This window comes from Streptomyces formicae, from assembly GCF_002556545.1.
Taxonomy (GTDB): Bacteria; Actinomycetota; Actinomycetes; order Streptomycetales; family Streptomycetaceae; genus Streptomyces; species Streptomyces formicae_A.
Genome location: NZ_CP022685.1, coordinates 985071 through 1011202 on the forward strand (window position 1 = coordinate 985071; position 26132 = coordinate 1011202).

The window sequence follows — 26132 nt, forward strand, 5'->3', positions numbered from 1 at the left end:
CGGCCGTCAGTGTGGCGTAGCGGAGGGGCCGTCCGGGCGTCTGACCTGTGCTCCGAACGGGTGTTATGTGCGCGGGTGTTGATCGGCCGAGGTCACAGGGCGTGCGCGTCCAGGAATGCCTCGAGCCCCGCGAGGTCGTCGGTGTTGAGGTGGTCGACACCGGCGGCGAGCAGTTCGCCCCAGACGGCGTCGCGCTGGGATCCCGGCAGGTCGGGCGTCGCCCAGAAGCGGACGCGCTGGCCGCGGGCGTGCGCCGCGGAGACGATGCCGCGCAGCTTGTCCCGTTCGGCGGCGGGCATCGGACCCGTGCCCTGCCAGCCGAAGTTGAGCGTCCAGTTGTCGCTGATCAGCGGGATGAGCGAGGCGGGCGCCGCGGTGCCGAGGTCGGCGAGGCGGCCGTCGTAGAAGGCGTGCCTGACCTTCTGCGCCTCCATCGGGGCGCGGGCGGCGCGATCGCCCGACACCACCGCGGTGATCGCGGAGCGGCGGACCTTGCCGTACGCGTACGTGGTGAAGAGGCGACGGTAGGGCCGCAGATGGCGGTGGAGCGCGGCGTACGTCGAGGCGCCCTCGGTCTTGATGTCGATGAGGAGCTGGAAGGGGGTGCGGTGGAAGCCCCGGTACACGGAGCCGTGCTGGGCGCGGACGCGGGCGGCCAGGGGGTCCAGGTAGAGGGATTCGAGGGTACGGGTGGGGTCGAGGTCCACCGGGTCGTGGGCGACGAGGAGTTGGCCTTCCACGAGGTAGATGTCGGCCTCGACGCTGTTGAAGCGGTGGTCGAGCGCGTCGTACAGGGGCCGGGGGTGCTCGTAGTCGTTGTGCGCGTGGGCGCGGAGGAGCGGGCGGGGCCTGGGGTGGTGGCCGCGCTCGCCCGCCTGGGCGTAGGCGGGTATCGCGACGCTGCCCGCCAGCGCCGCGCCGAGGGTGGTGAGGGCTCTGCGACGGGTGGTGGGTGCCATGTCTGCCTCCCGGGGTGAGTGGGTACGGCGTCGGGGTGCGACGCGCGGGTACGACGTGGGGCGGAGCCTCAGTGAGTATGCGGCCCCGCCCACGTCGACTGACCCCTCTCGTACGGGAGTTGGCGCTATCGATGCCGTGCGTTCACGCCCGGTCCGCGAAGACCTCGGGGTTCGCGCAGTGGGCGAGCGGCTCGCCGCGCAGGAAACGGCCGACCTCGCCCGCCACGATCCTGGCCGCCTTGTGCGCGACCTCCTGGCTGCCGCCCGCGATGTGCGGGGTCATGACGATTCCGGGGGTCGTGAGCAGGCGCGAGTCGGCGGGCACGGGCTCCTGCGGGTAGACGTCGAAGGCGGCGCCCGCGAGCTGTCCGGAGTCCAGGGCGTCGCAGACGGCGTCGTAGTCGAGCAGCGCGCCGCGCGCGCAGTTGACCAGGACGGAGCCGCGCGGCATCTTCGCGATCTGGACGGCGCCGATCATGCCGGTGGTCTCCTCGGTCACGCGCGCGTGCAGCGAGACGATGCGGGAGCGGGTGAGCAGCTCCTCCAGGGACACCTGCTCGGCGCCGTCCGCGAGCGATTCGGGCCGCACGTAGGGGTCGTGGACCAGGACCTGCGCGCCCATCGCCGCCAGGACCTTCGCGACCCGGCTGCCGATGGCTCCGTAGCCGATCAGGCCGACGGTGGCGCCCTCGATCTCGATGCCGCAGGCGGCGTAGTCGTAGTAGTCGCCGCGCCAGACGCCTCGGCGCAGGTCGCTGTGCGTGTCGCCGACGCCGCGCGCGGCGGCGAGGAGCAGGGTGAGGGTGTGTTCGGCGGTGGCGACGGCGTTGCGTCCCGGGGCGTAGCAGACGGCGACGCCGTGCCGGGTCGCCGCCGCCAGGTTCGCGTTGACCGGACCGCCCCTGCTGACGCACATCAGCTTCAGGTCGGGGCAGTTGGCGAGGACACGCTCCGTGAGCGGCGCCATCTGCGTGACGCAGACCTCAGCTCCTTGGAGGGCCTCGATGAGCTCGTCCTCGGTGCCGGACGCCTCGTCGACCTCGCCGACGCGGCCGAAGGGGGTGTGCGGCCAGGGCAGCGTGAGTTCGCGGACCTCTACCGCGCCGGTGCCTTCGGTGGCCCCGCGGACCTCTTCGGCGAGCAGGCGGGGCAGGACGAAGTGGTCGCCTGCGGCGAGGACGGTGGTGCTCATGAGGGGCTTCTCTCTGCGAGGTGGTGCGGGGGGGCGTTACGCGGGTACGGGGGCGACGGCGGCCGGCGCGTTGAAGCGGATCAGCGACATCTGGCCCTCGCTCAGCCGCAGTTCGGTGAGGGCGCCGTTGTGCAGCGCGGGGAAGACCCGCCGGTAGTCGGCGAGCGGGATGCCCAGCTCGCGGCAGAGCAGGAGGCGTACGAGGGTGGAGTGCGCGACCACGAGGATCCGCCCCTCGGGGAACGCCGACGCCAGGTCGGCGAGGCTCTCGGCGGCCCGCTCGGCCGCCGCGCGCGGGTCCTCGCCGCCGGGCAGGTGGTGGGTGACCGGGTCGCGCAGGAAGGCGGCGAGCTCGTCGGGGAACCGCTCGCGCATCTCGTCCCTGGTCAGCCCCTCGCCCCGGCCGAAGTCGACCTCGATGAGCCGCTCGTCGACGCGCGGCCGCAGACCGAGCGCGTCGGCGGCGGGCGCGGCGGTGAGCCGGGCGCGGCTCAGCGGCGAGCTGACCACGGCGTCCACGCGCTCCCCCGCGGCCCACGCGCCGAGCGCCGCGGCCTGGCGCAGGCCGCGCGACGTGAGCTCCACGTCGGTGCGTCCCGCGTAGCGGTTGCCGTCGTGCCAGACGGTCTCCCCATGGCGTACGAGGATGAAGTCGGTCACTGCCCTGCCCTTTTCTGTGCGTGTGCGGCGACGGCCGCGTCCAGCCAGCCGCGCTCGACGAGCGCGGCGACGAAGCCGAGGTAGACGGGCGCCCAGCGGGTGGTGCGCGCCGGGTCGGGGGAGAGCTCCTCGCCGACGCGGACCATCGCGGCCGCCGCGTCCTGGACGGAGACGCCGCTGGAGGTGGCGGCGAGCACCGCCATGCCGATGGCGCCCTCGGCCTGTGCGGGGATCCGGACGGGGCGGCCCAGGACGTCGGCACGCAGCCGGTTCCAGTAGCGGTTGCGGGCGCCGCCCCCGGTGAGGGTGAGCGGGCCGTCGACGGGGGCGCCGATCAGGTCGAGGTAGTCGAAGCAGAGCCGTTCGACGCAGGCGACGCCGAGGAGGTGGGCGTGGAAGCGCTCCGCCTCGTCGGCGGGTGCGCCGATGACGAAGGGGGCGGCGTCCGGGGCGCGGAAGGGGAAGCGTTCACCGCCGGTGGACACCAGCGGGTAGGCGACCGCGTCCGTGTCGGACTCGCCGGCCAGGACCGTGAGTTCGTCGAGGTCGGCGTCAGGGAACTCGCGGGCCACGACGCCCGCGCCGCTGCTGGAGGCGCCGCCGGGCAGCCAGCTGTCGCCGGGGCCTCGGTGGCAGTAGACGACGCCGCCCGGGTCGCGCACCAGATGGGGGCTCATGCCCTTGAAGACGAGGGTGGTGCCGAGTACGGAGTTCCAGGCGCCAGGGGTGAGGGCGCCCGCGCCGATCTGGGCCGCGCAGCCGTCGGTCATGCCCGCGACGATCGCGGTGCCTTCGGGGATGCCGGTCGCTTCGGCGGCCGCGGCGCAGACCGTGCCGAGGATTTCCCCGGGTCGTACGACGTCGGGCAACAGGCTCTCGGGGACGCCGAGTTCGGCGAGCTCGCGGTGCGGCCAGCGCTCATCGGCGAGGTGGTAGCCGGTCTTCAGGGCGTGACTCGCGTCGCTGGGCACCTGGTGTCCCGCGAGCCGCCAGGTGATCAGATCGGGCTGGTGGAGGAGGCGGACCCCCGTACCGGCCGCCGCGCTCCCGTGCTCCAGGAGCCAGAGCAGTTTGGGCAGGGCCCAGGACGGCTGCATGGAGCGGTAGCCGAGCTCTCGCCAGACGTCCTCGCCCGCCGCGTTGGCGCGTGCGGCCTGCTCGGCGGCGCGCCCGTCGTCGTACATCAGGCCCGGCGTGAGCGGGGTGCCCGACGCGTCGGCGAGGAGGATCGTGCCGGAGGTGCCGTCGATCGCGAGACCGCGGATCCGGTCGGCCTCGATGCCGGACAGGGCTTCGCGGCAGGCGTCGGTGAGCTCGCTCCACCACTGTTCGGGGTCCTGCTCGTGGCGGTTGCCCTCGCGGCTGCTGCTCAGCGGCCGGGACGCGGCGGCGAGCACCTCGCCGGTGGAGTCGACGGCGACGCAGCGGGCGCTCTGGGTGCCGAGGTCGAGGCCGAGCCAGACGGCGTCCGGGGGCGGTTGCTCAGACACGGTGCGCTCCTTGTTCGGGTGCGGGACGGGGTGCGGTGAAGGGGGCGGCGCCCGCGGTCCAGCCCGCGTCGCGGGCGAGCGTCCGCCAGGTCAGGAACGACTCGTAGAGGTCCGCGTAGGAGGCGGAGCGCTCGGGGTCAGGCTCCCAACTGCTCTGCATCCGCACGTACTTGGCGGCGGCGCTGTGCATGCTGGACTCGGCGCCGCTCAGGACGAGGCCGGTGAGGAAGGCGCCCTTGGCGCCGAGTTCGGTGTCCGCTGAGCGGGCGGTGGGCACGCCGGTCGCGTCCGCGATGAGCGCGCACCATTCGGCACTGTTGGCTCCCCCGCCGCACAGGCGCAGCTCGGTGACGGTCGTGCGCGAGGCGACGAGGGAGTCGCGCAGGACGAGGGAGAGCCCGTCGAAGACGGCACGGGCGATGTCGGCCCTGGTGTGTTCGAGGGAGAGGCCCCAGAAGGCGCCGCGGGCGCGCGGGTCGAGGAAGGGGGCGCGTTCGCCCGCCGGGGAGAGGTAGGGCAGGAACATCAGGCCGCGGGCGCCGGGTTCGGAGGTGAAGGCCAACTCCGCGAGCTCCGGGGGCCCTTCAACGTGCAGCGCGCGCGATGCCCAGGTGAGGACCTCGGCGCCGTTGAGGGTGGGGAAGGCGCGCAGGACGCGTTCGCGGCCCCGGTAGGCGATGTTGATGCCGGACGGTTCGCCGCTGGTGTCGACGTCCTTGCGGACGATCTCCGTGCACAGCGTGGTGCCGAGGATGCCGCACGCCTGGCCCGGGTTGACGACGCCCGCGCCACGGGCCGTGGAGGCGATGTCGTACGGCGCCATGACGACGGGAAGCCCCGCGGGCAGGCCGAGTTGGGCCGCCGCCTCGGAGGTGATCTCGGCGATGCGCTCGTGCTCACCGAGGACCGTGGGGAGCAGCCTGGCGTAGGAGCTCAGGCCGAACAGGGCGAGGATCTCGGGGTCGTAGTCACCGGTCGCGTGGTCGAGGAAGGGCGCCGACGCGTCGGACTCGTCCACGGCGGCCACCCCGGTCAGGCGCAGGAACAGCCAGCCCGCGGCCGTCAGGGAAGCGGCCGAGCGGGCGAGCCGCTGCGGGTCGTGCGAGCCGAGCCAGCTGAAGATCGCGTTGGGCATGCCACTACAGGTGAGGGAGCCGTTGCGGCGGAACGCCTCTTCGAGGACGCCCTCGCGCTGCCAGCGGGTGAGGATGTCGCCCGCGCGCCCGTCGGACCAGAGGATCGCGGGCCCGGTGGGCCTGCCCGCGGCGTCGACGAGCCAGGCGCCGTCGCCCTGCGCGGTGAACGTCACCAGCCAGACGGGGTCGGTGATGTCGGAGAGCGCGTTGCGGACGGTGTAGACGACGGCGTTCCACACCGTGTCCATGTCCTGCTCCGCCCAGCCGGGGTGGCGCCGGTGCACCTCGGTGGCCAGGCGCGAGACGGCGAGTTCGGTGCCCTGGTCGTCGAAGACGACCGACTTGATCATCGTGGTGCCGACGTCGATGGCGAGTACGGACATGGGGTCACAGTCCCTTCGTGGCGGGGGCGCCGACGGGTGCCCGGTCGTCGGCGGGAAGCGGCTGTGGCAGGCGTACCGCGGAGTCGGGGGCGGGGGTAGTGGTCCGCAGGGCCAGGGTGAGCACGGCGCTGACCGCGTGGAACCCGGCGAAGATCCACACGACGCCGCCGACCCCGAGCGGTCCGATGAAGAGGCTGACGACGAGGGGTCCGACGAAGGTCGAGGCGCCCGCGCCCAGGTTCAGTGCGGCCATGGCCTGCCCCTTGTGGGCGGGCGCGATGGCGGTCATCAGGGCGGAGAGCGGCACGTACCCGGAGAGCGTCGCGCCGTAGCCCACGGCGACCAGGACGCACAGGGTGTACTGCGCGCCGACGGCGGACGGCACGTAGTAGAGGACGAGGGTGGACAGGGTGCAGCCGACGCCGCCGAACCAGGCGACGGTGGTGCGCCAGCCGACCTTGTCGCCGACGACGCCGAAGAGCAGGTTCGTGACGATGTTGGTGGCGAACATCAGGGCGAGCAGTCGCAGCCACTGCGCGTTGCTGAGTCCGATCTCCGTGACGAACCAGGCGGGCAGCATCACCAGGAAGCCGAACTGGGACGCGGTGTTGAGCATCCGTACCGTCGCCCCCGCGCCCACCCTCGGCTCGCGGTACAGGATCGTCAGGCTGCCGACGAGCCCGGCCAGCGGGCTCTCCCCCGGCGGCGCGAGACGTACGGAGCCGGTGCGCTCGCGGACCAGGAGCAGCGCCGTGAGCCCGCCGCCGACGACGACGCCGAGCGCGGCCCACAGCGTGCCGAGTTCCCCGACGCGCGGGATCAGGAGGCTGGCGGTGAGCGAGCCGAGCGTGGGCAGCCCCGCGGAGAACGCCGACCAGAACCAGCCCATGGCGCTGCCCATCTGGCGCTGCGGGGCGACCGCCGCGATCCACACGAGGAAGGCGTACGCGAAGAGCGGGAAGGCGAGGCCGCGCAGTCCGTAGCCGAGGAGCAGCAGCGGGTACGCCTTGCTGGGGATCGCCACCGTCAGGAAGAAGACGTGGGTGACGACGAAGGCGACGAGGCCGAGCCACATGACGCGGCGCGGCCCCCAGAGGTCGGAGAGCGCCCCGGCGAACCAGGCCGCGACGGCGCCCGTGACGCCGTACACGGTGAAGACCATCGCGACGTCGGCGGCCGGGATCCCGAGGCCCTCCAGGTACGGCGAGAGGTAACCGGCCTCGACGCCGACGCCGGTCATGAAGATCAGGAGGCCCAGATATCCCCAGGAGAGGGCGGGCGGAATGCCGAGTCGTGTGAAGACGGAACTCGGGGTGTTCGTCATTGAAGCTCCCCTGCGGCAACGGCGGCGACGAGTGCTGGCAGGAACGAGCTAACAAGTGGCCGAAAACCCGCGTCAATCGTCTCCCGACATCTCCCGTGACTAGGGACTTTCGCCGTGTGAGAGGACTTGGGTCACCCTGCCCCGAGCAGTGCGGCGCCCCGGCGCTCCCCCGATTCCCCTGTGAAATCCATGAGATCATCACTTGGGGACTTCACATGGCACGGCAGGCGGAAGGGGAGGAGCGCCATGGGAACGAGCGACCGGGCGGACGTCCGTGAGGAGCGGCGCATCCGCATCCGCGAGTCGGTGGTCGCGAACGGCTTCGTGCGCGCCGCCGACCTCGCCGACGAGTTCGACGTCAGCCTGATGACGATCCACCGCGATCTGGACTTCCTGCAGTCGCAGGGCTGGTTGCGCAAGGTGCGCGGCGGGGCGACGGGGCTGCCGTCCGCGCAGTTCCACGGCAGCGTCGCCGAGCGCATGTCGACGATGGCGCGGACGAAGCAGCACCTCGCGCGGGCGGCCGCGCGGGAACTGGTGCCCGGGCAGACGGTCCTGCTCGACGACAGCACCACCTGTCTGCATCTGACCCGCCTGCTCACCGAGCGGACCCCGCTGACGGTGATCACCAATTCGCTGCCCGCGATCACGGCGCTCGCCAAGGAGCCCGGCGTCTCGTTGATCGCCCTGGGGGGCAGCTACTTCCCGGCGTACGACGCGTTCATGGGGCTGCACACCGCGGACAGCGTCGAGGCGTTCCGCGCGGACGTGCTCTTCATGTCGACGACCGCGGTGACACGCGGCCGCTGCTACCACACGTCTCCGGAGACGGTGCAGGTCAAGCGGGCGATGATGGCAGCGGCCACGCGCCGGGTCCTCCTGGCCGACCACACCAAGTTCACCCGCGACGGCCTGTACGCGCTGGCGCCGCTCTCGGACTTCGACCTGCTCGTGGTGGACGACGGGCTGGCGCGGGACGAGGTCCACTCGATCAGACGGGCCGGTACGGAGGTACGCGTGGTGCCGCGTGCCTGAGGGCATCCCGGCACGACGGCCTTGACCGGTCCCCCGTACCGGTCAAGGCCGTCGGTCACCCAGGATGCCCGCCGGGTCCTAGTGGGGCTCCCAGTTGCCCTGAGTGGTCACGTCACCCGTGGTGGGCGTGCCGGGCACCACCTGGGCGCAGCCACCCGGGCACCGCACGCTCGGTTCACCGGCCTGCGCGGTGGCGGAGGCTCCGAGAAGGAGCGCCCCGGTCATGCCGCAGGCCGCCAGCAGGCCCGCCGCGGGTCGGAGAAACGTCTGCTTGCTCATGTGGCACCTCACTCCAGCCAGGTTCCGACGACCCTGTCGCCGATATTGCACCATGCGGTGCTCTTCGCGGGCGCCCAGACCCAGGGACCGTAGTGGACGTAGCGGTAGCCCCCCAGGGTCTCGCACCGGATCGCCTGCCGGTAGCGGCCCGAGTCGCACCAGCCGCTGTTCCCGTGGTGCCCCTCGGAGCCGCGCTCCGGTTGGCCCCAACACGCTTGCAGCTGGGATGTGCTGGACGCGGGAACAGCGGTCGACGACGAGCCGCTCGCCGCCGCGGCGCTCGGTGCGAGGACCAGCGCTCCTCCCAGGACGAGCGTCATCGAGGCCAAGGCCCCCGCGATACGCGCTTTGGTCATGTAGCTCCCCCAGTTGTTGACGAGGTGGGTGTCCGTCGCGGCGCCGGGTCCCGTTCACCGCGATCGAGCGAGTGCCTCAAACTTAGGCTTCGGCCAGGAGCGGCCGCCAACGATTCGACGAGCGTCGAAACGTGCCCGGCCGTGCAGCCCTTGGACCCGCGCGGCCGTCCCGTCAGACGAGAGTGTCGTGCCCCAGCAGGGCGATGCCCAGGGACGTGGCCGTGTGAAGGACCGTCTTGCCCTCGCGTCGGGAGGTGACCAGGCGGGCATTGCGCAGCGCCGCGGCGTGGTGGCTCGCGGTCGCCGGGGAGATGTTCAAGCGTCGGGCCAGCTCCGTGGTGCCGCATCCGTCGACGGCCGCGCTCAGCACGGCGGCCCTGGTACGCCCCAGCAGATCCTCCAGTGACGGAGCGGTGAGCTCACCGTCGCCTTCCCACAGCGCGGTGTCGAGCGAGGCTCCGTCCAGCGTGGGGACGGCCAGGGTCGGTGCCTGGTCCGGGTCGAGTGGCGGGTACAGAAGTTCGACCTGCCGTGTGGAGAACACCGTCGGCGCGATGACGAGACCCCGCCCCCGCAAGTGGATGTCCGCATCGCGCGCGTGCATCACTTCGAGGACGGGCGGCCGCCAGCGGACCAACGGTTCGCAGAGCGTGGTCAGGAGCCGCTCGACCCCGCCGTCGGCCATCGTGCCCACGTACCCGGCCCGGACCTCGCTCAGGTGGGAGCGCACTCTGCTCCAGTAGGGGGCGACGGTGACGCCGTGGCAGGCCCTGAGCGCCGTGGCCATCTGGAGGCGCGCCTCCCGGTCGCCGTCCATCAGGGCTGCGGCCCAGGTACGCGCCCCGGGGTGAACGTCGATGTTCTCCAGTTCGACGCGCAGCAGGGCGCGGGGGGCCGCCATGAGGTGGTCCACCGCCTCGTCGACGGATGCCGTGTCCCCCATCAGGCTCATCGCGTCGAGCAGCGGACCGTGGTGGGGCGTCAACGCTGCGAGCGGGCCTGCCTGTTCGCCCACCCGCCCGCGTACCGACACGTACCAGCGGCGGAAGGCGGGGCTGGACCCGCGGCTCCTCAGCAGCCGCACGGTGTCGAAGGTCTCCGCCGCCACGCCGATCGTCGTGGCCACGCGGGTCCGCGCCAGGTCCTCCGCCGTGAAGTGAATGCGTTTCACCTAGCGCCCCGTCCCCCGCGTCACCGCCTCGCCCGAACAGTCTCGGCTCCCCGCGGACCTCACGCAATGATCAATCAGGCCCTCTGCCCGGCCAACTCGGCCCACTGCACGGTCCGCCCGCACCACCGCTCCAGCAACACCCGGTCATGGCCCACGGCGAGGAGCCCCGCCCCGGACTCCGCCCGGTACGCCTCCACCGCGTGCACCAGCGCAGCCGTCGTGGAAGCGTCGAGCATCGCCGTCATCTCGTCGCAGATCAGCCAGCGCGGGCGCAGCACCAGGGCGCGGGCCAGGCACGCCCGTTGCAACTGGCCGTCGCTCACCTCGTGGGGCCGCCTCCCCAGCAGATCCGCGCCGAGCCCGACGACGGGCGTCAACTCCGCGACGCGCGCGGCCGCTTCGGAGCCCCGGCCCACGGCCCGCAACGGCTCCGCGATGAGATCGGTCAGGGAAAGGCGGGGGTCGGCGGACAGCCTGGGCTGCTGGAAGACGACGCCGAAGGCGGTCCGCTGCGAGCGCGGCGCCCGGTGGCGCCAGCCCCCCGCGGCCTCGCCGTCGATGACGACCTGCCCCGCGTCGGGCCGGTGCAGCAACGCGGCGACCCGCGCGAGCGTCGACTTACCGCAACCGCTCGGGCCGAGCAGGCCCACGGACTCACCGGGGGCGATGGTGAGGTCCACCCCCCTGACGACGGGGTCCCCGCGGTCGTATCCGGCCGTGATGGCACGCAGTTCAAGCACGGGGCGCCTCCAGCACGTCCACGTGGGGATGGTGGCAGGCGGCGCCCCCGGTGAGCGCGGGCACCACGGCGCACGCCTCGTCCGCACGTCCGCAGCGGGCGGCGAACGCGCAGCCTTCGGGGAGCGCGGACAGCTCGGGCGGCATGCCGGGAATGGGCGTGAACTCCCGCTCCGGCAGGGCGTTCAGGAGACCTCGGGCGTAGGGGTGCGCGGGGCCCGGCGTGCCGAAGAACGCCTCGGCGTCGGTGAGTTCGACGACGCGGCCCGCGTACATCACCGCGACCCGGTCGGCGATCCGTTCGGCGGCGGCCAGGTCGTGGGTGATCAGGAGCATCGACCGGTCGTCGCCGACGTGCCGCTTCAGCTCGTCGACGGTGCGCTCCACGAGGTCCCTGTCGAGTCCGGTGGTGGGCTCGTCGGCGAGCAGCAGCGGCGCGTCGCCGATCAGCGCGAGCGCGGTGGCGGCGCGCTGGGCGAGGCCGCCGGACAGTTCGTGCGGGTAGCGGTCGAGGTGCCCTGCGGGGAACGCCGCGCGCTCGGCGGCCGCCTCGGCGGCGGTCCTCAACCGCGGCCTGCGCACGCCCATGAGCTCCCGCAGCGTCTCCTCCAGTTGGGAGCGCACGGTCCGTACGGGCGTCAGGTGCGCGGCGGGACTCTGCGGTACGAGGCCGACGCGCCGCCCCCGTACGGTGCGGGCGAGGGTCCGCTCGTCGGCGGTGAGCAGATCGGTGTCGCCGAGGAGTGCGGACCCGGCGGTCTCCGCGTTCTGCGGGAGCAGCCCGAGCAGCGCGGAGGCGAGCACGGACTTGCCGCAGCCGCTCTCGCCGACCAGGGCGAGGCACTCCCCCGCCGCGAGGTCGAAGGTGGCGTCGGTGACGGCGGCGACGTGGCCCCCGCCGCGCATGCGGAAGCGTACGGAGAGGCCCTGTACGGACAGGACGGGGACCGTCACAGCATGAGCTCCGATCGGCGCCGGGGATTGATCCGTTCCCGCCAGGCGCCCGCCAGACCGGCGATCGCCAGGGTGGGCACGATGATGAACAGGCCGGGGAAGAGCGTCGGCCACCAGTCGCCCGCGAGCAGCGAGCCGCGCGCGCTCTGCACCAGGGTGCCGAGGCTGGCCTGGTGGGTGGGGAGTCCGAGGCCGAGGAAGGACAGCGCGGACTCGTGCCAGATGGCGTGCGGCACCATCAGGACGGCGGCGAGGCCGGCCTGCGGCAGCACGCCGGGCAGCAGGTGCCGCAGGGTGACGCGCAGCCGCGACGCGCCGCCGGAGATCGCCGCGTCGATGTAGGGGCGCGAGCGCAGGGAGAGCACCTCGGCGCGCACGATGCGGGCGGTGGAGAGCCAGTGCGTGAGCGCCACGGAGACGACGACGGGCCAGACGCCCGGCCGGAACATCGCGACGATGAAGATGCCGAGCAGCAGGTGCGGCACGGACGAGAAGACGTCCACGAGCCGCATCACGACCCGGTCCACCCAGCCCCCGGAGGCGGCGGCGAGGGCGCCCACCGCGGTGCCGATGACGGTGGCGACCACGGCCGCGACGACGCCCACGAGGAGCGAGACCCGCAGCCCGTACACGCAGCGCAGCAGCAGGTCACGGCCGACGTCGTCGGTCCCGAAGGGGTGCTCCCACGACGGCGGCCTGAGCTTCGACGCCAGGTCGACGGCCTGTTCGTCGAGGTGGACGAGGGGCGGTACGACCAGGACGGCGAGGACGAAGGCGGCGACGAGCACCGCGGAGGAACGCACCCGCCACGCGCGCGTGGAGCGGCGCACGCCGCCGTGCCGGCGCCAGACGATGTCAGCCATCGAAACCCACCCTCGGATCGGCGAGGCCGTACAGGAGGTCGGCCACGAGGTTGCCGAGCAGGACCGCGGCGGTGGCCAGCGCGGTCAGCGCGGCGAGCAGCGGGAAGTCCACGGCGGTCGCGGCCTGCACGGTGGCCGCGGCGATGCCCGGCCAGCTGAAGACGGTCTCCACCAGGAGCGCCCCGGTGATGAGTTCGGGCACGCGCGAGCCGATGAGGGTGAGCACCGGCAGCATGCCGGAGCGCAGCGCGTGCCCGAGCAGGACGGTGCGCTCGGCGAGGCCACGCGCGCGTGCCCCGCGCACGGGGTCGTCGCCCAGCGCGTCGCCGACCCCTTGGCGTACGTACAGGACGAACCAGGGAAGCTGCGAGACGGCGAGCACGCCCGCGGGCAGCACCAGATGGCTGGCGACCTGTCCCGCGGTCACGGTCGAGCTTGCCGTGTCGGTCAGACCGCCGGAGGGCAGCACGCCCAGCTTGAGCGAGAACAGCCAGACGGCGAGCAGCCCGAGCCAGAACGGCGGCGCGGCTTCGAGGGTGTAGGCGAGCGAAGTGACGAGGCGGTCGAGCCAGCCGCCGGGGCGGCGCGCGGCGAGCACGCCGAGGGCGGTGCCGACCAGGATCGCCACGAGGAACGCGGTGGCGGCGAGCAGCACGGACCAGCCGACGCGTTCGCCGATGACGTCGGCGACGGGCTGGCGCAGGGTGCTGGAGTCGCCGAAGTCGCCGGTGAGGGCGGCGGTGAGCCAGTCCCACCACTGGGCGGCGAGCGGCTTGTCGACGCCGAGGTTGGCGCGCAGCTGGTCGAGGTTCTCCTGCGACGCGGTGAGTCCCGCCGTGCCCGCGTACGCCTTGACGGGGTCGAAGGGCGAAGCGGCGGCGATGGCGAAGACGCCGAAGGTGACGATGAGCAGCACGGGCACGGCGAACAGGGCCCGCCGTGCCGTGAGCCGTGCCATCGGCCCCCAGGGAAGGCGGCGGCCCGCCGCCTTCTCCGGGGCCTTCGTTATCGCTGAGGTCACTTCTCCGGCTGCCAGTCCTCGACGTTCCACCAGGGCCCGGAGGCCAGGCCGTGGTCGTGCGGCTCGACCTGGGTGCTCAGGTCGCCGAAGCGCTTGTCGACGACGTAGAGGTGGTCGATGTGGGTGAGGAAGGTGTAGCCGGGGTTCTTCACCAGTTCGCGCTGGATGGTGTCGTAGGCGGCCTGGCGCTTGTCGCGGTCGCCGCTCTTGCGGGCGTCCTCCAGAGCCTTGTCGACCTTGGCGTTGTCGTAGTGCGCCATGTTGTTGAAGCCGTCACCCGCGAGGGAGGACTTCAGGAGGGTGTACTGGTCGAAGTCCGGGTCGGCCGGGGAGCCGCCGCCGCCGAGGACCGCGTCCTCGGGCATGAGGGGCTCGATGACCTCCCAGGTGCCGGACTGCACCTGGACCTTGATGCCGAGCTTCTTGGCGTCGGAGGCGTAGGCGAGTGCGTGGTCCTGGCGGAGCTTGTCGCCCGCGAGGTACCAGAGGTTGAACTTCGCCCGGGCGCCGTCCTTCTCGCGGATGCCGTCCTTGCCCGGCTTCCACCCGGCGTCGTCGAGGAGCTTCTTGGCCTTGGCGGCGTCGAACTTCCGCTCGGTGCCCTTGGTGAACCAGGGGCTGTCGGTCGGGACGGGCCCGTAGGCCTCCTTGCCCGCGCCGTCCAGGATCGAGTCGACCATGGCCTTGCGGTTCACGCCGATGTCGAGGGCGCGGCGGATGTCGGTGTCGCCCGTGATCTTGTTGCCGGTGGGCAGCGTCACCACGCGGTAGTCGAAGGTCTTGGCGGCGTACGTCTTCTTGCTGTCGTTGCCCGCGTACTTCTTGGCGAGGTTGGGCGGCAGGATGGCGCCGTCGAGCTCACCGGCGTCGAGGCGGGTCGCGCGGACGTCGTCGTCCTTGATGATCGCCATCGTGAAGTTCTTGATCTTCGGCGCGCCGCCCCAGTAGTCGGGGTTGGCCTTGAAGGTGAGCTTGTCGTTCTTGGTCCACTTGACGAGCTCGTAGGGGCCGGTGCCGATCGGCTTGGTGGTGAAGTCGCCGGTGTTCACGTCCTGCTTGCCCGCGATGTGCTCGGGCGCGATGGGCAGCACGGTGCGCTCGGCGAACGGCGCGTAGGGGTACTTGAGGTGGAAGACGACGCCGTCGTCCCCCTTCGCCTCGACGCTCTTGACCGCGTCCAGCTCGGTCTTGGAGGCGTTGTTGGTCTTCTTGTCGAGGATCGTCTCGTACGTGAAGACGACGTCCTTGGCCGAGAAGGGCTTGCCGTCGCTGAACGTGACGCCCTTGCGCAGCTTGTACGTGTAGGTCTTGCCGTCGTCGGTGACCTTGGGCAGCTCGGCGGCGAGCGCGGGCTTGAGCTTCATGTCAGCGTCGTGCGTGAGCAGCCCGTCGAAGATCTTCGAGTTGCCGTCCTTGCCGTAGCCGAGGAGCGGGCTGAGGGTCTCCGGCTCGTAGGCGATGCCGACGACCGCCGAGTCCTTGGCGCCGTTCCCGCCCGCGCCGTCGCCCGGCGACGAGCACGCGGAGGCCGCGACCGCTATCGAGACGGCCGCCGCCAGTCCACCCGTGCCCCGTATCGATCGGGCCCTCATGCCCCACACCCTTACTGAAGATCAACCGTTATTGCGAACAGCTCGCAATTATGCCTTATGTAATGCGGGCGTAAAACGCGCAGCCCGCACCCGGTACGTGCATAACCCATTAAAACTGGCCACCCCCTGGTCCTGACGGGTCCGCCTCGGCCACGTCCCCTCTCCGGTGCCCGTTCGGTCACCCCTCCCTGCCCTCGGGCCCCTGGTTCACAGGCCCCGCACCACGTATGCATGAAGGGACGTCATGGGCAGCGTGGGAAGAGGGACCTTGCACCAGCACGACAACGCACGGCAGCGCGGATCCGGGCGGGGGAACACGCCCGCGCGCAAGGCCGGGGACGCGACAGGAACCCCCCGCGAGCGGCTGCTCGCCCTCCAGGCCGACGCGGGCAACGCCGCCGTCGTGCAGATGCTGCGCGCGACGGGCCACGCCCCGGAGCAGGAGGAGCACCGGCACGGCGCCGGGTGCGGACACCAGCAGGCCGAACAGCCCGCCGTGCAGCGCTCCGCCGTGCACGACGTGCTGCGCGGCAGCGGCCGCCCCCTCGACGAGGCCACCCGCACCGACATGGAGGCCAGGCTCGGCGCGGACTTCTCCGATGTCCGCATCCACGACGACAGCGCCGCCAAGTCCTCGGCCGCCGAGGTCGGCGCCCGCGCGTACACCTCCGGCAGCCACGTCGTCATCGGTGACGGCGGCAACGACCGGCACACCCTCGCCCACGAGCTGACCCACGTCATCCAGCAGCGCAGCGGGCCCGTCGCGGGCACCGACAACGGCAACGGTCTGCGCGTCTCCGACCCGTCGGACCGGTTCGAGCGCGAGGCGGAGAGCAACGCGCACCGGGTGCTCTCGGGTCCGGCACCGGAGGCCCCGGTGGCCGGAGCGGACGTGCAGCGCGCCCCCGCCACGGCGGGCGGCCACGCCGTCCAGCGCGTCGCCGACGCCCCCTGGCGGGCTTCGAGCGGCACCCGGATCCTGGACATCATCGTCGGCGGCGGCAACGACTCCGACAGCCCCCGACGGGTGCTCGGCGGCTTCGAGTTCGGCCCCGAGTGCCGCAACAACGGCGGCAACAACCTCATCTCGCGCCCCAAGGCCGTGACCGTCAGCCACGAGGGCAGGAGCGCCCGGCTCGCCGTGCATCTCAACGTGATGCTCGTCCTCGGCAACGAGACGGGGAACAGCGGCGCGTCGGCGGTGAAGATCAAGGGCACGCACTTCCACCTGACCGCGCGCCCGCTGGACGGCCAGAACCTCATCGAGGACGCGGGGGCATCCGTCCTCACCGCCCAGGACTCCATCCACGTCGGCCCCGGCAACGCCGAGGCGGGCTGGAACAACCGGCCGGGGAACACGGCCAACCTCGCCGCCGCCGTCGGCGTGCCCGCGGACCAGATCGTCGCCGGGCTCCAGGACCGCTACCCCGCCGCCGACACCGTCTCGATCGCGCAGCAGTTCGCACGGGACGCGGGCCGCGCCGTCATCCACGGCCTGAAGCCGGAGAAGGTCACCGTGACCTGGGAGGGCGACAACTCCTTCCCCGTGTGACGCCTCGTGGCCGTCCCGCTGCCGGGCCGTCTTCGGACGGCCCGGCAGCGGGACCGGGGCCTCAGGGAGCCCGCAGGTCCACCAGCTCCGCGAGCGCCTCGCGGTGGCGTCCCGCCGTGCCGAAGGCGATCGAGTCGGCCTTGGCCCGCTTGAGGCACAGGTGCACGGGGTGCTCCCACGTCATGCCGATGCCGCCGTGCAACTGGAGCGCCTCCTCGGCGGCGCGCACCGCGACGGGCGCCGCGTACGACTGCGCGAGGGCCGCCGCGACGTCCGCGTCCGCGCTCCCCGTGGCGAGCGCGTCGGCCGCGTTCCTGGCCGCCGCGCGGACGCCCACGACCTCGAGCCAGAGCTGGGCGAGCCGGTGCTTGAGCGCCTGGAAGGAGCCGACGGGCCGGTTGAACTGGTGCCGTTCCTTCGTGTAGCGGACGGTCTCGGTCAAACACCATTCGGCGATGCCGAGTTGTTCGGAGGCGAGCAGCGCGGCCCCGGCCCGCAGCCCCGCGCGGACCGCCGCCGCCGCGTCCGGCGTCAGCAGGCGCGCGCGTGCCGCGTCGAAGCTCACGGTGGCGAGCGGCCGCGTCAGGTCGAGCGAGACCTGCGGGGTGACGGTGACGCCGTCCTGCGCGGTGTCGACCGCGTAGAGGGCGCCGTCGGCGGGGACGAGCAGCACATCGGCGCCGGTGGCGTCCGCGATGCCGGTCAACTCGCCGTGCAGCGCGCCGTCTTCGTGCCGTACGCCGGTCAGTGGCGCGCCGGGCGCGACGGCGAGGCCGACGGCGAGCACCCCGATCACCCGCCCCGTGGCGAGCGCGCCGAGCAGCTCGGCGGCCTCGCCCCCGCCCGCGCCCGCGCTCTCGCAGGCCAGCAGCGTCTGCGTGGCGACGACGGCGCTGGTGAGATAGGGCACGGGTGCCACCGCGCGGCCCAACTCCTCCAGCACGACGGCCGCTTCGCGGTGCGATGCGCCCTGGCCGCCGAGGCGTTCGGGCACCAGGAGTCCGGCGAGGCCCATCTCGCCCGCGAGGGTCTTCCACAGCTCCAGGTCGTGCGGCCGGTCGCTCTCGGCGCGCGCGAGCACGGCGGCGGCGTCGCAGCGGTCGTCGAGGAGGCCGCGCACGGCGGCGCGCAGCGCGTCCTCCTCCTGCGTGTAGAGAAGATCGCTCATCGGGCCAGGTCCTTCCAGGCGACGTCCTTGTCGGTGCGCGGCTCGGAGGGCAGGCCAAGGACGCGCTCCGCGACGATGTTCAGGAGGACCTCGCTGGTCCCGCCCTCGATGCTGTTGCCCTTGGCGCGCAGATAGCGGTAGCCCGGGTCGCGGCCCACGAAGTCGACGAGTTCGGGCCGCCGCATCGTCCAGTCCTCGTACAACAGACCTTCCTCGCCCATGAGTTCCACTTCCAGGCCGCTGATCTCCTGGTTGAGGCGGGCGAAGCCGAGCTTCATGCCGGAGCCCTCGGGCCCGGGGTGGCCGGCCACGAGCTGCTGGCGCAGCCGCTCGCCGGTGAGCCTGGCCACCTCGGCCTCGACCCAGAGCTTCATCAGGCGCTGGTGGAGGTCGTGGGTGCGCAGCTCGGGGCGTTCGCGCCAGGTCTTGGCGACGATGCCGATCATGCCGCCCTCGCGCGGGATCCGCGCGCCGCCGATGGAGACGCGCTCGTTCATCAGCGTGGTCTGGGCGACCTTCCAGCCGTCACCGACCTCGCCGAGCCGGTGCGCGTCGGGGATGCGCACATCCGTCAGGAAGACCTCGTTGAACTCGGCCTCGCCGGTGATCTGGCGCAGCGGACGCACGTCCACGCCCGGGTCGGTCATGTCGCACACGAAGTACGTGATGCCGCGGTGCTTGGGCGCGTCCGGGTCGGTGCGGGCGATGAGGATGGCCCAGCGGGCGAGGTGGGCGCTGGACGTCCACACCTTCTGCCCGTTGACCACCCAGTCGTCGCCGTCCCGCACCGCGCGGGTGCCGAGCGCGGCCAGGTCGGATCCGGCGCCCGGCTCGCTGAAGAGCTGGCACCACACCTCCTCGCCGACCCAGAGCGGCCTGAGGAAACGGCGCTTCTGCTCCTCGGTGCCGTAGCCGAGGATCGTCGGCGCCGCCATGCCGAGGCCGATGCCGATGCGGCGCGGGTCGTTGTCGGGGGCGCCCGCGGCCTCCAGTTCGGCGTCCACGACGGCCTGCGCCGAGCGGGCGGCGCCGAGCCCGCCCAGGCCCTCGGGGTAGTGCACCCAGGCGAGTCCGGCGTCGAAGCGGGCCTTGAGGAAGTCCGTGCGCTCTGTCGTGGCGGGCGGGTGCGCGGCGAGCAACTCCTGCGTGCGGATGACCAGTTCGGCGGCGTCGGTCATGCGGCACCTCCGTGCGGCAGGACGGCGACCCGTCCGGTGGTCACTCCGTCGGCGACGCGCTGGACCGCGGCGGCGGCCCCGTCCATCGGGACGCGCTCGCTGACCAGCGGCTTGATCGCGCCCTTGGCGGCCAGTGCGGTCAGCTCCTCGTGACAGCGCAGGATCAACCGAGGGTCCTTGCTCGCGTACAGGCCCCAGTGCAGGCCGAGGATCGAGTAGTTCTTCACCAGGGCGTGGTTGAGCGCGGGCGTCGGGATGGCGCCGCTGGCGAAGCCGACCACGACGATGCGGCCCTCGAAGGCCACGCACTTGGCCGATTTGGCGTAGGCGTCGCCGCCCACGGGGTCGTAGACGACGTCGGCGCCACGACCGCCCGTGGCCTCCTTCACCGCGCCGACGACGTCGTCCGCCCGCCGGTCGAGGACGAGGTCACAGCCGAGCTCGCGCGCGACCGCGGCCTTCTCCGCCCCGCCGACGACGCCGATGACCTTGGCGCCGGCCGCCTTGCCGAGCTGTACGGCGGCGCTGCCGACGCCGCCCGCGGCCGCGTGCACCAGGAGCGTCTCGCCCTCCTGGAGGTGCGCGCGGCGGTGCAGCCCGAACCAGCCCGTCTGGTAGCCGATGTGCAGCGCGGCCGCCTCGGCGTCGTCGAGCGCGTCGGGCGCGGGAAGGAGTGCCGCGGCGTCCGCGACGGCGTACTCGGCGAAGCCGCCGTGGGGCAGCGCGGGGTTGGCGATCACCCGGCGGCCGTCCTCGGTCTCGCCGCAGATCTCCACGCCGGGCGTGAACGGCAGCGGCGGCCTGATCTGGTACTGGCCGCGGCAGAGCAGCGCGTCCGGGAAGTTGATGTTCGCGGCACGGACCTTGAGCAGCAGCTGCCCCTCGCCCGGCACCGGCCTCGCCACCTCCGCGAGGCGCATCACCTCGCCGGGCTCGCCGTTCTCGTGCACTTGCCATGCCTGCATGCGGGGCCTCCACGGGGCTGTCGTAGACCGGGCTCCACCGCATACTAAGCGGTCGCTTGCCCCTAGGGGAACAGTACGGGGAACAGCCCGGGACAGAGTCCGGAAACCGTCAGTCCCCCTTCTCCTTGCGGGTGGGCCGCGCCCGCACATGCATCCGCTCGCCCTGGGGCCCGAACAAGCTGATGAACTCCGCTCCCCCGTCCCCCGTGGCCCCGAACCAGTGCGGCACCCGGGTGTCGAACTCCGCCGCCTCGCCGGGCCCGAGCACCACGTCGTGGTCGCCGAGGATCAGCCGCAGCTTCCCGGAGAGGACGTACAGCCACTCGTACCCCTCGTGCGTCCTCGGGTCGGGGGCGGGCGTCGTCCGAGGGGGTTCCACCACCTTGTACGCCTGCAGTCCGCCCGGCTGCCGGGTCAGCGGCAGCATGGTGCGCCCGTGCCGGACGATCGGCTTGGCCCGTACGCGCGGGTCGCCGACCGGTGGCGCGCCGACCAGCTCGTCGAGGGGGACCTGGTGCGCGCGGGCGATGGGCAGGAGCAGTTCGAGGCTGGGCTTGCGGTGGCCCGACTCCAGGCGGGAGAGGGTGCTCACGGAGATGCCGGTGGCCGCGGAGAGCGCGGCCAGGGTGGCGCCGCGCTCCTTGCGGATACGGCGCAGCCGGGGGCCAACCTCGGTGAGGACCTGGTCCATCTCCTCCGGGGCCTCGGCCGTTTCCGTCCCGTCCGGCTCCGCCGGTTCCTGGTGCGCTCTTCTCATGCCGTCATCATGACGCAGTTCTTGCGGTATCGGCAATCCAACTTGTCGATATCGCACTACCGGAGTGAGGGTGTCCGTGGAGGTGGTCACCGTGACCCGAAAGAACAGCAGCCAGGACGACGCGTACGAGGTCGTCGTCGTGGGAGGCGGCGCGGCGGGCCTGAGCGCGGCGCTCGTGCTCGGCCGCTCGCGGCGCCGGGTCCTCGTCGTCGACGCGGGCGAACCGCGCAACGCGCCCGCCGCACACATGCAGGGCTACCTCTCCCGGGACGGCATGCCGCCCGCCGAGTTCCTCGCCGAGGGGCGCGGTGAGCTGGCGCGGTACGGCGTGGACGTCGTGCGGGACCGGGTGACCGAGGTGGCCCGGGACGGCGCGGGCGCGTTCACGCTCTCCCTCGCGGACGGCGCCCCGGTGCACGCCCGCCGGGTGATCGTCGCCACCGGGCTCGTGGACGAACTCCCCGATGAGCTGCCGGGACTCGCGGAGCGCTGGGGACACGACGTGCTGCACTGCCCGTACTGCCACGGCTGGGAGGTACGGGACGAGGCGTTCGGGGTACTCGCCTCGGAGCCCTTCAACAGCCACCAGGCGCTGCTGGTCACCCAGTGGTCCAAGGACGTCACGCTCTTCCTGCACACCGTGCGGGAGTTGCCGGACGCCGAGTGGGAGCGCCTCGCCGCCGCGGGCGTCTCCGTGGTGGAGGGCGAGGTCGCGAGCCTGGAGGTCGAGGACGACCGGCTGACCGGTGTGCGGCTCGCCGACGGGCGCGTCGTCCCGCGCTCCGTCCTGTTCGTCGCCGCGAGGCCGGCGCCCCGGTCCGGTCTGCTCACGGCTCTCGGCGCCGACACCACGGACACGCCGTACGGCCCGTACCCGGCGATCGACGAGACGGGCCGCACCAGCGTCCCCGGCGTCTGGGCGGTCGGCAACGCCGCGAGCGCCATGGAGCAGGTCGTCAACGCGGCAAGCATGGGCTACCGGGCAGGCGTGATGATCAACGCGGAGCTGGTGATGGCGGACATCGACGCGTCGGTGGAGCGGCGGCGTGCCGGGGAGTTCACGGCGGAGGCCGAGGCCGCGGTGGCGCGCACGGTGAGCGGCGAGCGGGCGCACGGTCTGCCGGTGTAAGTGATGGAGCTTTGGAGCCGTACGCGATAGGCCATGGAGCTTTGGAGCCGTACGCGATATCGATGCGACCACAGGCGGGGCGGGCTCGCGTGCGGGGCCCGCGTACGACGACGGAGGGATGCGCGAATGACGGACCACGCGGCGGGCGCGGCACGTACGGGCGAGCTTCCGGATGCCGGTCTGCCCGGCCTGCCCGCCCCTCCCCCGCCCGGCGCGAGCGCGCTGCCGCCCGGCACGTTCGCCGGGACCGTCGTCCTGGTCACCGGCGGCGGGACCGGTCTCGGCAAGGCCGTCGCCGCGGAGTTCGCGCGACTCGGCGCCGACCTGGTGATCGCGAGCCGCAAAGAGAACCGCCTCGCGGCGGCGCGGGACGAACTGGCGGCGCTGGGCGGGCGGGTGACGGCCGCCGGGTGCGACATCCGCGACCCGCGGCGCGTCGCCGACGTCTTCGACGCGGCCGAGGCGGCGCACGGTCTGCCGGGCGTCCTGGTCAACAACGCGGCCGCCAACTTCCCCGTCCCCTCGGAGGACATGTCCCCCAACGCGTGGCGCTCGGTGGTGGACGCCACGCTCAACGGCACGTTCTACATGACGCGGGAGTTCGGCCGCCGCCACCTGGCCGCGGGCACCCCCGGCTCGGTCATCAACGTCGGTGCCTCGTACGCCTGGACGGGCGGCCCCGGCTTCGCGCACAGCGCCGCGGCCAAGGCGGGCGTGAAGAGCCTGGTGGAGAGCCTCGCGGTGGAGTGGGGACCGTACGGGATCCAGGTCAACGGGCTGGTGCCGGGCCTGATGCCGCACGACGACATGACCGAGGACATCCGCGGCAATCTCGACCGGGCCCACGACAAGGACGCCCGGCAACCCGCCCTGCGCGTCGGCCGTCCGCGCGAACTGGGCTGGGCCGCCACCTTCCTGGCCTCGCCCTACGCCCGCTTCATCACCGGCCACACGCTGGTCGTCGACGGCGCCAACTGGCAGCGCCGCGCCCTGGTGAGCCCGCCCGTGGTGACGGTGCGCGAGCAGCTGGGACGGGGCCCGTTCGCGGAGTGAGCGGACCAGCCCTCACGCAGCCCACCGCCCCGACGCCCGATCCGCCGCCGCTATTTCCCCTCGAACGCGGGCGCTCGCCCCGCCGCCTTCGCCCCGTACCCCTCACGGGAGTCCTCCGACGTGAGCGTGATCGCCGCGTTCATCGCGACCCGGTCGAGCGCGCCCGCCATCCCCGTGTCCGCGTACGCGTCGATGCCGCGCTTGATGCCCTGCACGGCGAGCGGCGCGTTCGCGGCGATCTCGGCCGACACCGCGCGGGCGCTCTTCGCCAACTCAGCGACGGGTACGACCTGTTGGAGCAGGCGCAGCCGCTCGGCCGTCGGCGCGTCCACGCGGCGGCCGGTGAGCGCGAGCAGCTTGGCCCAGCCCGCGCCCGCCTCGCGCGCGATGCGCAGATCGCCGCCCGCGTCCACGGCGACGCCGAGCCGCGCCTCGGGCAGGGCGAACACCGCGTCGTCGGCGGCGATCCGTACGTCCGCCATGAGCGCGAGCTCGAAGCCGAAGCCGAGGCAGTACCCCTGCACGGCCGCGACGACCGGCTGCGGCAGTTCGGCGAAGGCGCGGAAGCGCTCGTGGACCCAGCGCATGGCCTCGTAGTAGTTGCGGGCGCGCTCGGCACCGGAGCGGCCCGTGATCGCGCCGCCCGGTGCCGTGATGTCGATGCCCGCGCAGAACGCCCTGCCCTCGGCGCGCAGCAGCACCGCCCTGATCGAGTCGTCGAAGCGGATCCGGTCGGCGAACAGGCCGAGCTGCCGGGTGGACTCCCAGCTCCACGCGTTGAGCTTGCGCGGGCGGCAGAGCGTGAGGATGCCGAGGCCGTCCTCGACGTCGAGGCGCAGCCGCTCCTCGCCGTCCGGGATGTCCGTGCCGATCGTGTCGATCATCGGGCCCCAACTCCTCTGCGGTCATACGTTTCTGATGACCCGTCAGAGTAGGGGTGGCGGCCTACCGGCTGAAGACCTCGAACGGCACCGCGGGCCGTCCGCCGAAGCGCGGCGCCGCTGCCTGCGCGTTGCCCAGGAGGAACGTCCTGCAGTACTTCTCCGGGTCCTCGTCCGTCAACGCCTCGATGTAGGCGCGGTGTTCGAGCAGGGAGAGCACGGAGCGCTCGAGACCGGCCGTGGCGTCCGCCGCGTGGGTGGGCGACGCGGACCCGGCGACGGCGACCCACCGCACGCCGTTCCACGGTTCGAGGCCCTGCTCCTCGATCAGCTCGGGGAAGATCCAGCGGTTGCCCGCGTCGCCCGCCGCGTCCAGCGTGGCGCGGCCGACCGCGACGTGGTCGGGGGTGTTCCAGGCGACGCCGCCCCAGGTGTCACGGTGGTTGAGCGTGATGACGAGCTCGGGGCGGTGCCTGCGGATCGCGGCGGCGATGTCCCGGCGCAGCGCCGTGCCGTACTCGATCACGCCGTCCTTGTGGTCGAGGAACTCCACGGTGTCGACGCCGACGACGGCCGCGCTCGCCCGCTGCTCGCGCTCGCGCAGCGGCCCGCAGGTGGCCGGGTCGATCGTGTCGATCCCCGCCTCGCCGCGGGTCGCCAGGAGGTAGGCGACCTCGCGCCCGCCGTCGGTCCATCCGGCGATCGCGGCCGAGCAGCCGTACTCCAGGTCGTCCGGGTGGGCGACGACGGCGAGGGCGCGCTGCCAGTCCTCGGGCATGGGCGTCAGTTGCGCGGGCGTTGCGGAAGGCTGCGGCTCGGTCATGATCCTCAGCCTAGCGCCGAGGTCCGACGACGGGCAGAGCCGGGGAGACGGACGGAGTGCGCGGCGCCGGGCGCGTCACGCCTCCCCGCGGGCGAGCTTGAGCAGCCGGTCGAGCACCCGGGGCCCCTCGGCCCTGAGCCCGTCGTGCTCGAACTCGTCGGTGACCCAGGTGCGCAGCCCCCGGATCGCGCGGGCCGTGGCCAGGGAGTGGTTCCTGTCGACGTACACGTCGTCGTGGTAGATCGCCGCGGCCGCGGGCACCTCGTTGGCCGCGAGCCGCTCCGGGTCGTACAGGCGCGGCCAGTCGGTGCGCGCGGCGAACAGGTCGGCCGTCTCGCGCAGGGGACGCAGGGCGGGGTCGCTGTCGAACATCCAGCGCTGCACGGCCTCGCCGGTGAACAGCAGCGGCGCGTCGTCCGCCAGGCTCTTCGCCGCGTCGAACTGCGGGAACTCGCCGCGCACGCGCTCCGCCGACCAGTCGGTGGGCCGTTCTCCCTGACCGTAGATCGCCTCGTGCAGGAGGGCATAGAGCGGGGCCGCCGCGTAACTGAGGACCGAAAGGACGTTCTCCTGGAAGGCGTCGGAGAGCGCGGGCCCCGACGGCGTCCGCACGAACGCGTCCTCGATGAGGTAGTGCAGCCGGTGGCTGCCGTTGCCCGTGCCGAGCAGGATGCCGAGCGACTGGAAGGCCGGGACCGTCAGCTTGTAGCCGCCGGGCAGGACCGGCTCGTGCTCGGCGATGTGCTCGGCGATGACCCTGGCGCGCTCGACGTCCTGCGGGTAACGGGCGTAGTGCGCGGCGCTCTTGCGCTCCATCCGCGGGTAGGCGGCGCGGTACACGTCGTCCGCGTGGCCTTCGAGCGTGGGCAGACCGCCGGTGATGAGCGCGGTGTGCAGCCCTTCGGGTGCGTACGAGAGGTAGTGCGTCACGCAGAATCCGCCGAAGCTCTGCCCGAGGACGGTCCAGGGGGCGCCGCCGGTCACCTCGGGGCGGATCGCCTCACAGTCGCGCACGATGGAGTCGGCGCGGAAGTGCGCCAGGTAGTCGGCCTGTTCGCGGGGTCCGCCGCGCAGCGGGAGCGTCTGGCGGTTGGCGGGCGTGGAGCTGCCGGTGCCGCGCTGGTCGATCAGGAGGACTCGGAACTCCTCCAGGGCGCGGTCGAGCCAGGACTCCCTGCCGTGGAAGCGGGTCGCGCCGAAGCCGGGGCCGCCCGTGAGGTACACCAGCCACGGCAGCTGAGCGCCGCCCCTTGCGGTGGACACCACCTCGCGGGCGTAGACCTCGATCCGCTCCCCCGCCGGTGCGTCGTGATCCAGCGGCACGCTGAAACGGCGGTCGGTGAGGACGACTCCGGGCTGGCGGTACGTGGCGGTCAATGCGGCTCCTGGGCCAGGTCGCGCGGGGCGACGTCGCGGACGCGGGACGGTCTCCCCAGTTCAGCACACGCGCCGCGGCGCCGGACCGGAGGGCGC

The 26132-nt window shown here is 72.9% G+C and carries 25 protein-coding genes; 4 read left to right on the top strand and 21 right to left on the bottom strand.

Annotation, left to right across the window (positions count from 1 at the left end):
• Positions 1 to 92 precede the first annotated feature (92 nt).
• The 6 genes from KY5_RS03840 to KY5_RS03865 form a co-directional block, all read right to left on the bottom strand.
• Complete coding sequence (locus tag KY5_RS03840) at positions 93 to 959, bottom strand: phosphatidylinositol-specific phospholipase C/glycerophosphodiester phosphodiesterase family protein (protein WP_098240847.1); 867 nt, start codon at positions 957 to 959, stop codon at positions 93 to 95.
• A 142-nt stretch (positions 960 to 1101) separates the two neighbouring features.
• Complete coding sequence (locus tag KY5_RS03845; protein ID WP_098240848.1) at positions 1102 to 2151, bottom strand: 2-hydroxyacid dehydrogenase; 1050 nt, start codon at positions 2149 to 2151, stop codon at positions 1102 to 1104.
• Between the two features lie 36 nt (positions 2152 to 2187).
• On the bottom strand, positions 2188 to 2811 hold the full coding sequence (locus tag KY5_RS03850) for a histidine phosphatase family protein (RefSeq protein WP_098240849.1): 624 nt from the start codon (positions 2809 to 2811) through the stop codon (positions 2188 to 2190).
• Positions 2808 to 4301: an FGGY-family carbohydrate kinase gene (locus tag KY5_RS03855; RefSeq protein ID WP_098240850.1), complete on the bottom strand. Its 1494-nt coding sequence runs from the start codon at positions 4299 to 4301 to the stop codon at positions 2808 to 2810. Before KY5_RS03855 ends, KY5_RS03850 begins: the two co-directional genes overlap by 4 nt.
• On the bottom strand, positions 4294 to 5820 hold the full coding sequence (locus KY5_RS03860; protein WP_098240851.1) for an FGGY-family carbohydrate kinase: 1527 nt from the start codon (positions 5818 to 5820) through the stop codon (positions 4294 to 4296). Before KY5_RS03860 ends, KY5_RS03855 begins: the two co-directional genes overlap by 8 nt.
• Before the next feature lie 4 nt (positions 5821 to 5824).
• Positions 5825 to 7144 carry an MFS transporter gene (locus tag KY5_RS03865; RefSeq protein WP_098240852.1) on the bottom strand — a complete coding sequence of 440 codons (1320 nt, stop codon included), beginning with the start codon at positions 7142 to 7144 and terminating at the stop codon, positions 5825 to 5827.
• Positions 7145 to 7390: 246 nt separating this feature from the next.
• Between KY5_RS03865 and KY5_RS03870 the strand changes: the two genes are divergently transcribed.
• Entirely contained in the window at positions 7391 to 8179 is a 789-nt protein-coding gene (locus tag KY5_RS03870) for a DeoR/GlpR family DNA-binding transcription regulator (protein ID WP_098240853.1), read from the top strand.
• 78 nt (positions 8180 to 8257) lie between these two features.
• Here the strand turns inward: KY5_RS03870 and KY5_RS03875 are convergent, their stop codons facing one another.
• The 8 genes from KY5_RS03875 to KY5_RS03910 form a co-directional block, all read right to left on the bottom strand.
• The gene (locus KY5_RS03875; RefSeq protein WP_098240854.1) at positions 8258 to 8458 is read right to left on the bottom strand and encodes a hypothetical protein; all 201 of its coding nucleotides are present in this window, start codon (positions 8456 to 8458) and stop codon (positions 8258 to 8260) included.
• An 8-nt stretch (positions 8459 to 8466) separates the two neighbouring features.
• Positions 8467 to 8814: a hypothetical protein gene (locus KY5_RS03880; RefSeq protein ID WP_098240855.1), complete on the bottom strand. Its 348-nt coding sequence runs from the start codon at positions 8812 to 8814 to the stop codon at positions 8467 to 8469.
• Between the two features lie 172 nt (positions 8815 to 8986).
• Positions 8987 to 9985 (bottom strand): ArsR/SmtB family transcription factor, encoded by a 999-nt coding sequence (locus KY5_RS03885; protein WP_098240856.1) that lies wholly within the window; start codon positions 9983 to 9985, stop codon positions 8987 to 8989.
• Between the two features lie 74 nt (positions 9986 to 10059).
• Positions 10060 to 10725 (bottom strand): ABC transporter ATP-binding protein, encoded by a 666-nt coding sequence (locus KY5_RS03890; RefSeq protein WP_098240857.1) that lies wholly within the window; start codon positions 10723 to 10725, stop codon positions 10060 to 10062.
• Complete coding sequence (locus KY5_RS03895; protein ID WP_098247044.1) at positions 10718 to 11629, bottom strand: ABC transporter ATP-binding protein; 912 nt, start codon at positions 11627 to 11629, stop codon at positions 10718 to 10720. The genes KY5_RS03890 and KY5_RS03895 overlap by 8 nt, the downstream gene beginning before the upstream one ends.
• A gap of 44 nt (positions 11630 to 11673) precedes the next feature.
• Complete coding sequence (locus KY5_RS03900; RefSeq protein ID WP_098240858.1) at positions 11674 to 12540, bottom strand: ABC transporter permease; 867 nt, start codon at positions 12538 to 12540, stop codon at positions 11674 to 11676.
• Entirely contained in the window at positions 12533 to 13498 is a 966-nt protein-coding gene (locus tag KY5_RS03905; RefSeq protein WP_098240859.1) for an ABC transporter permease, read from the bottom strand. The genes KY5_RS03900 and KY5_RS03905 overlap by 8 nt, the downstream gene beginning before the upstream one ends.
• 59 nt (positions 13499 to 13557) lie before the next feature.
• Entirely contained in the window at positions 13558 to 15153 is a 1596-nt protein-coding gene (locus KY5_RS03910) for an ABC transporter substrate-binding protein (RefSeq protein WP_098240860.1), read from the bottom strand.
• 268 nt (positions 15154 to 15421) lie between these two features.
• On the opposite strand from KY5_RS03910, the gene KY5_RS42440 reads away from it, so the two are divergent.
• Positions 15422 to 16705, top strand: coding sequence for a DUF4157 domain-containing protein (locus tag KY5_RS42440; RefSeq protein WP_234362601.1), 1284 nt, complete (start codon positions 15422 to 15424; stop codon positions 16703 to 16705).
• Positions 16706 to 16766: 61 nt separating this feature from the next.
• On the opposite strand, the gene KY5_RS03920 is transcribed toward KY5_RS42440, so the two are convergent.
• From KY5_RS03920 to KY5_RS03935, 4 genes are all read right to left on the bottom strand, one after another.
• Entirely contained in the window at positions 16767 to 17873 is a 1107-nt protein-coding gene (locus KY5_RS03920; RefSeq protein WP_098240861.1) for an acyl-CoA dehydrogenase family protein, read from the bottom strand.
• Positions 17870 to 19051 (bottom strand): acyl-CoA dehydrogenase family protein, encoded by a 1182-nt coding sequence (locus tag KY5_RS03925; protein WP_098240862.1) that lies wholly within the window; start codon positions 19049 to 19051, stop codon positions 17870 to 17872. Before KY5_RS03925 ends, KY5_RS03920 begins: the two co-directional genes overlap by 4 nt.
• Complete coding sequence (locus tag KY5_RS03930; RefSeq protein WP_098240863.1) at positions 19048 to 20016, bottom strand: NADPH:quinone oxidoreductase family protein; 969 nt, start codon at positions 20014 to 20016, stop codon at positions 19048 to 19050. Before KY5_RS03930 ends, KY5_RS03925 begins: the two co-directional genes overlap by 4 nt.
• A gap of 109 nt (positions 20017 to 20125) precedes the next feature.
• Entirely contained in the window at positions 20126 to 20707 is a 582-nt protein-coding gene (locus tag KY5_RS03935; RefSeq protein WP_098247045.1) for a helix-turn-helix domain-containing protein, read from the bottom strand.
• 157 nt (positions 20708 to 20864) lie between these two features.
• Here KY5_RS03935 and KY5_RS03940 point away from each other — a divergent pair, with 157 nt between their 5' ends.
• Together KY5_RS03940 and KY5_RS03945 are read left to right on the top strand one after the other, a co-directional pair.
• Positions 20865 to 21902, top strand: coding sequence for an NAD(P)/FAD-dependent oxidoreductase (locus KY5_RS03940; RefSeq protein WP_234362602.1), 1038 nt, complete (start codon positions 20865 to 20867; stop codon positions 21900 to 21902).
• Positions 21903 to 22028: 126 nt separating this feature from the next.
• Positions 22029 to 22955, top strand: coding sequence for an SDR family oxidoreductase (locus KY5_RS03945; RefSeq protein ID WP_199842925.1), 927 nt, complete (start codon positions 22029 to 22031; stop codon positions 22953 to 22955).
• Positions 22956 to 23005: 50 nt separating this feature from the next.
• Here KY5_RS03945 and KY5_RS03950 read toward each other — a convergent pair whose 3' ends face one another.
• The 3 genes from KY5_RS03950 to KY5_RS03960 form a co-directional block, all read right to left on the bottom strand.
• Complete coding sequence (locus tag KY5_RS03950; RefSeq protein WP_098240864.1) at positions 23006 to 23839, bottom strand: enoyl-CoA hydratase/isomerase family protein; 834 nt, start codon at positions 23837 to 23839, stop codon at positions 23006 to 23008.
• Between the two features lie 61 nt (positions 23840 to 23900).
• Positions 23901 to 24659 carry a PIG-L deacetylase family protein gene (locus KY5_RS03955; RefSeq protein WP_098240865.1) on the bottom strand — a complete coding sequence of 253 codons (759 nt, stop codon included), beginning with the start codon at positions 24657 to 24659 and terminating at the stop codon, positions 23901 to 23903.
• Between the two features lie 75 nt (positions 24660 to 24734).
• On the bottom strand, positions 24735 to 26036 hold the full coding sequence (locus KY5_RS03960) for an alpha/beta fold hydrolase (protein WP_098240866.1): 1302 nt from the start codon (positions 26034 to 26036) through the stop codon (positions 24735 to 24737).
• Positions 26037 to 26132: the final 96 nt, after the last annotated feature.

What these genes read in the sequence shown, in the direction of transcription:
- KY5_RS03840 (WP_098240847.1), bottom strand. Translation starts at nt 959, where the DNA reads ATGGCACCCACCACCCGTCGCAGAGCCCTCACCACCCTCGGCGCGGCG.
- KY5_RS03845 (WP_098240848.1), bottom strand. Translation starts at nt 2,151, where the DNA reads ATGAGCACCACCGTCCTCGCCGCAGGCGACCACTTCGTCCTGCCCCGC.
- KY5_RS03860 (WP_098240851.1), bottom strand. Translation starts at nt 5,820, where the DNA reads ATGTCCGTACTCGCCATCGACGTCGGCACCACGATGATCAAGTCGGTC.
- KY5_RS03865 (WP_098240852.1), bottom strand. Translation starts at nt 7,144, where the DNA reads ATGACGAACACCCCGAGTTCCGTCTTCACACGACTCGGCATTCCGCCC.
- KY5_RS03870 (WP_098240853.1), top strand. Translation starts at nt 7,391, where the DNA reads ATGGGAACGAGCGACCGGGCGGACGTCCGTGAGGAGCGGCGCATCCGC.
- KY5_RS03875 (WP_098240854.1), bottom strand. Translation starts at nt 8,458, where the DNA reads ATGAGCAAGCAGACGTTTCTCCGACCCGCGGCGGGCCTGCTGGCGGCC.
- KY5_RS03880 (WP_098240855.1), bottom strand. Translation starts at nt 8,814, where the DNA reads ATGACCAAAGCGCGTATCGCGGGGGCCTTGGCCTCGATGACGCTCGTC.
- KY5_RS03895 (WP_098247044.1), bottom strand. Translation starts at nt 11,629, where the DNA reads ATGCGCGGCGGGGGCCACGTCGCCGCCGTCACCGACGCCACCTTCGAC.
- KY5_RS03900 (WP_098240858.1), bottom strand. Translation starts at nt 12,540, where the DNA reads ATGGCTGACATCGTCTGGCGCCGGCACGGCGGCGTGCGCCGCTCCACG.
- KY5_RS03905 (WP_098240859.1), bottom strand. Translation starts at nt 13,498, where the DNA reads ATGGCACGGCTCACGGCACGGCGGGCCCTGTTCGCCGTGCCCGTGCTG.
- KY5_RS03910 (WP_098240860.1), bottom strand. Translation starts at nt 15,153, where the DNA reads ATGAGGGCCCGATCGATACGGGGCACGGGTGGACTGGCGGCGGCCGTC.
- KY5_RS03920 (WP_098240861.1), bottom strand. Translation starts at nt 17,873, where the DNA reads ATGAGCGATCTTCTCTACACGCAGGAGGAGGACGCGCTGCGCGCCGCC.
- KY5_RS03925 (WP_098240862.1), bottom strand. Translation starts at nt 19,051, where the DNA reads ATGACCGACGCCGCCGAACTGGTCATCCGCACGCAGGAGTTGCTCGCC.
- KY5_RS03930 (WP_098240863.1), bottom strand. Translation starts at nt 20,016, where the DNA reads ATGCAGGCATGGCAAGTGCACGAGAACGGCGAGCCCGGCGAGGTGATG.
- KY5_RS03935 (WP_098247045.1), bottom strand. Translation starts at nt 20,707, where the DNA reads ATGGACCAGGTCCTCACCGAGGTTGGCCCCCGGCTGCGCCGTATCCGC.
- KY5_RS03945 (WP_199842925.1), top strand. Translation starts at nt 22,029, where the DNA reads ATGACGGACCACGCGGCGGGCGCGGCACGTACGGGCGAGCTTCCGGAT.
- KY5_RS03950 (WP_098240864.1), bottom strand. Translation starts at nt 23,839, where the DNA reads ATGATCGACACGATCGGCACGGACATCCCGGACGGCGAGGAGCGGCTG.
- KY5_RS03955 (WP_098240865.1), bottom strand. Translation starts at nt 24,659, where the DNA reads ATGACCGAGCCGCAGCCTTCCGCAACGCCCGCGCAACTGACGCCCATG.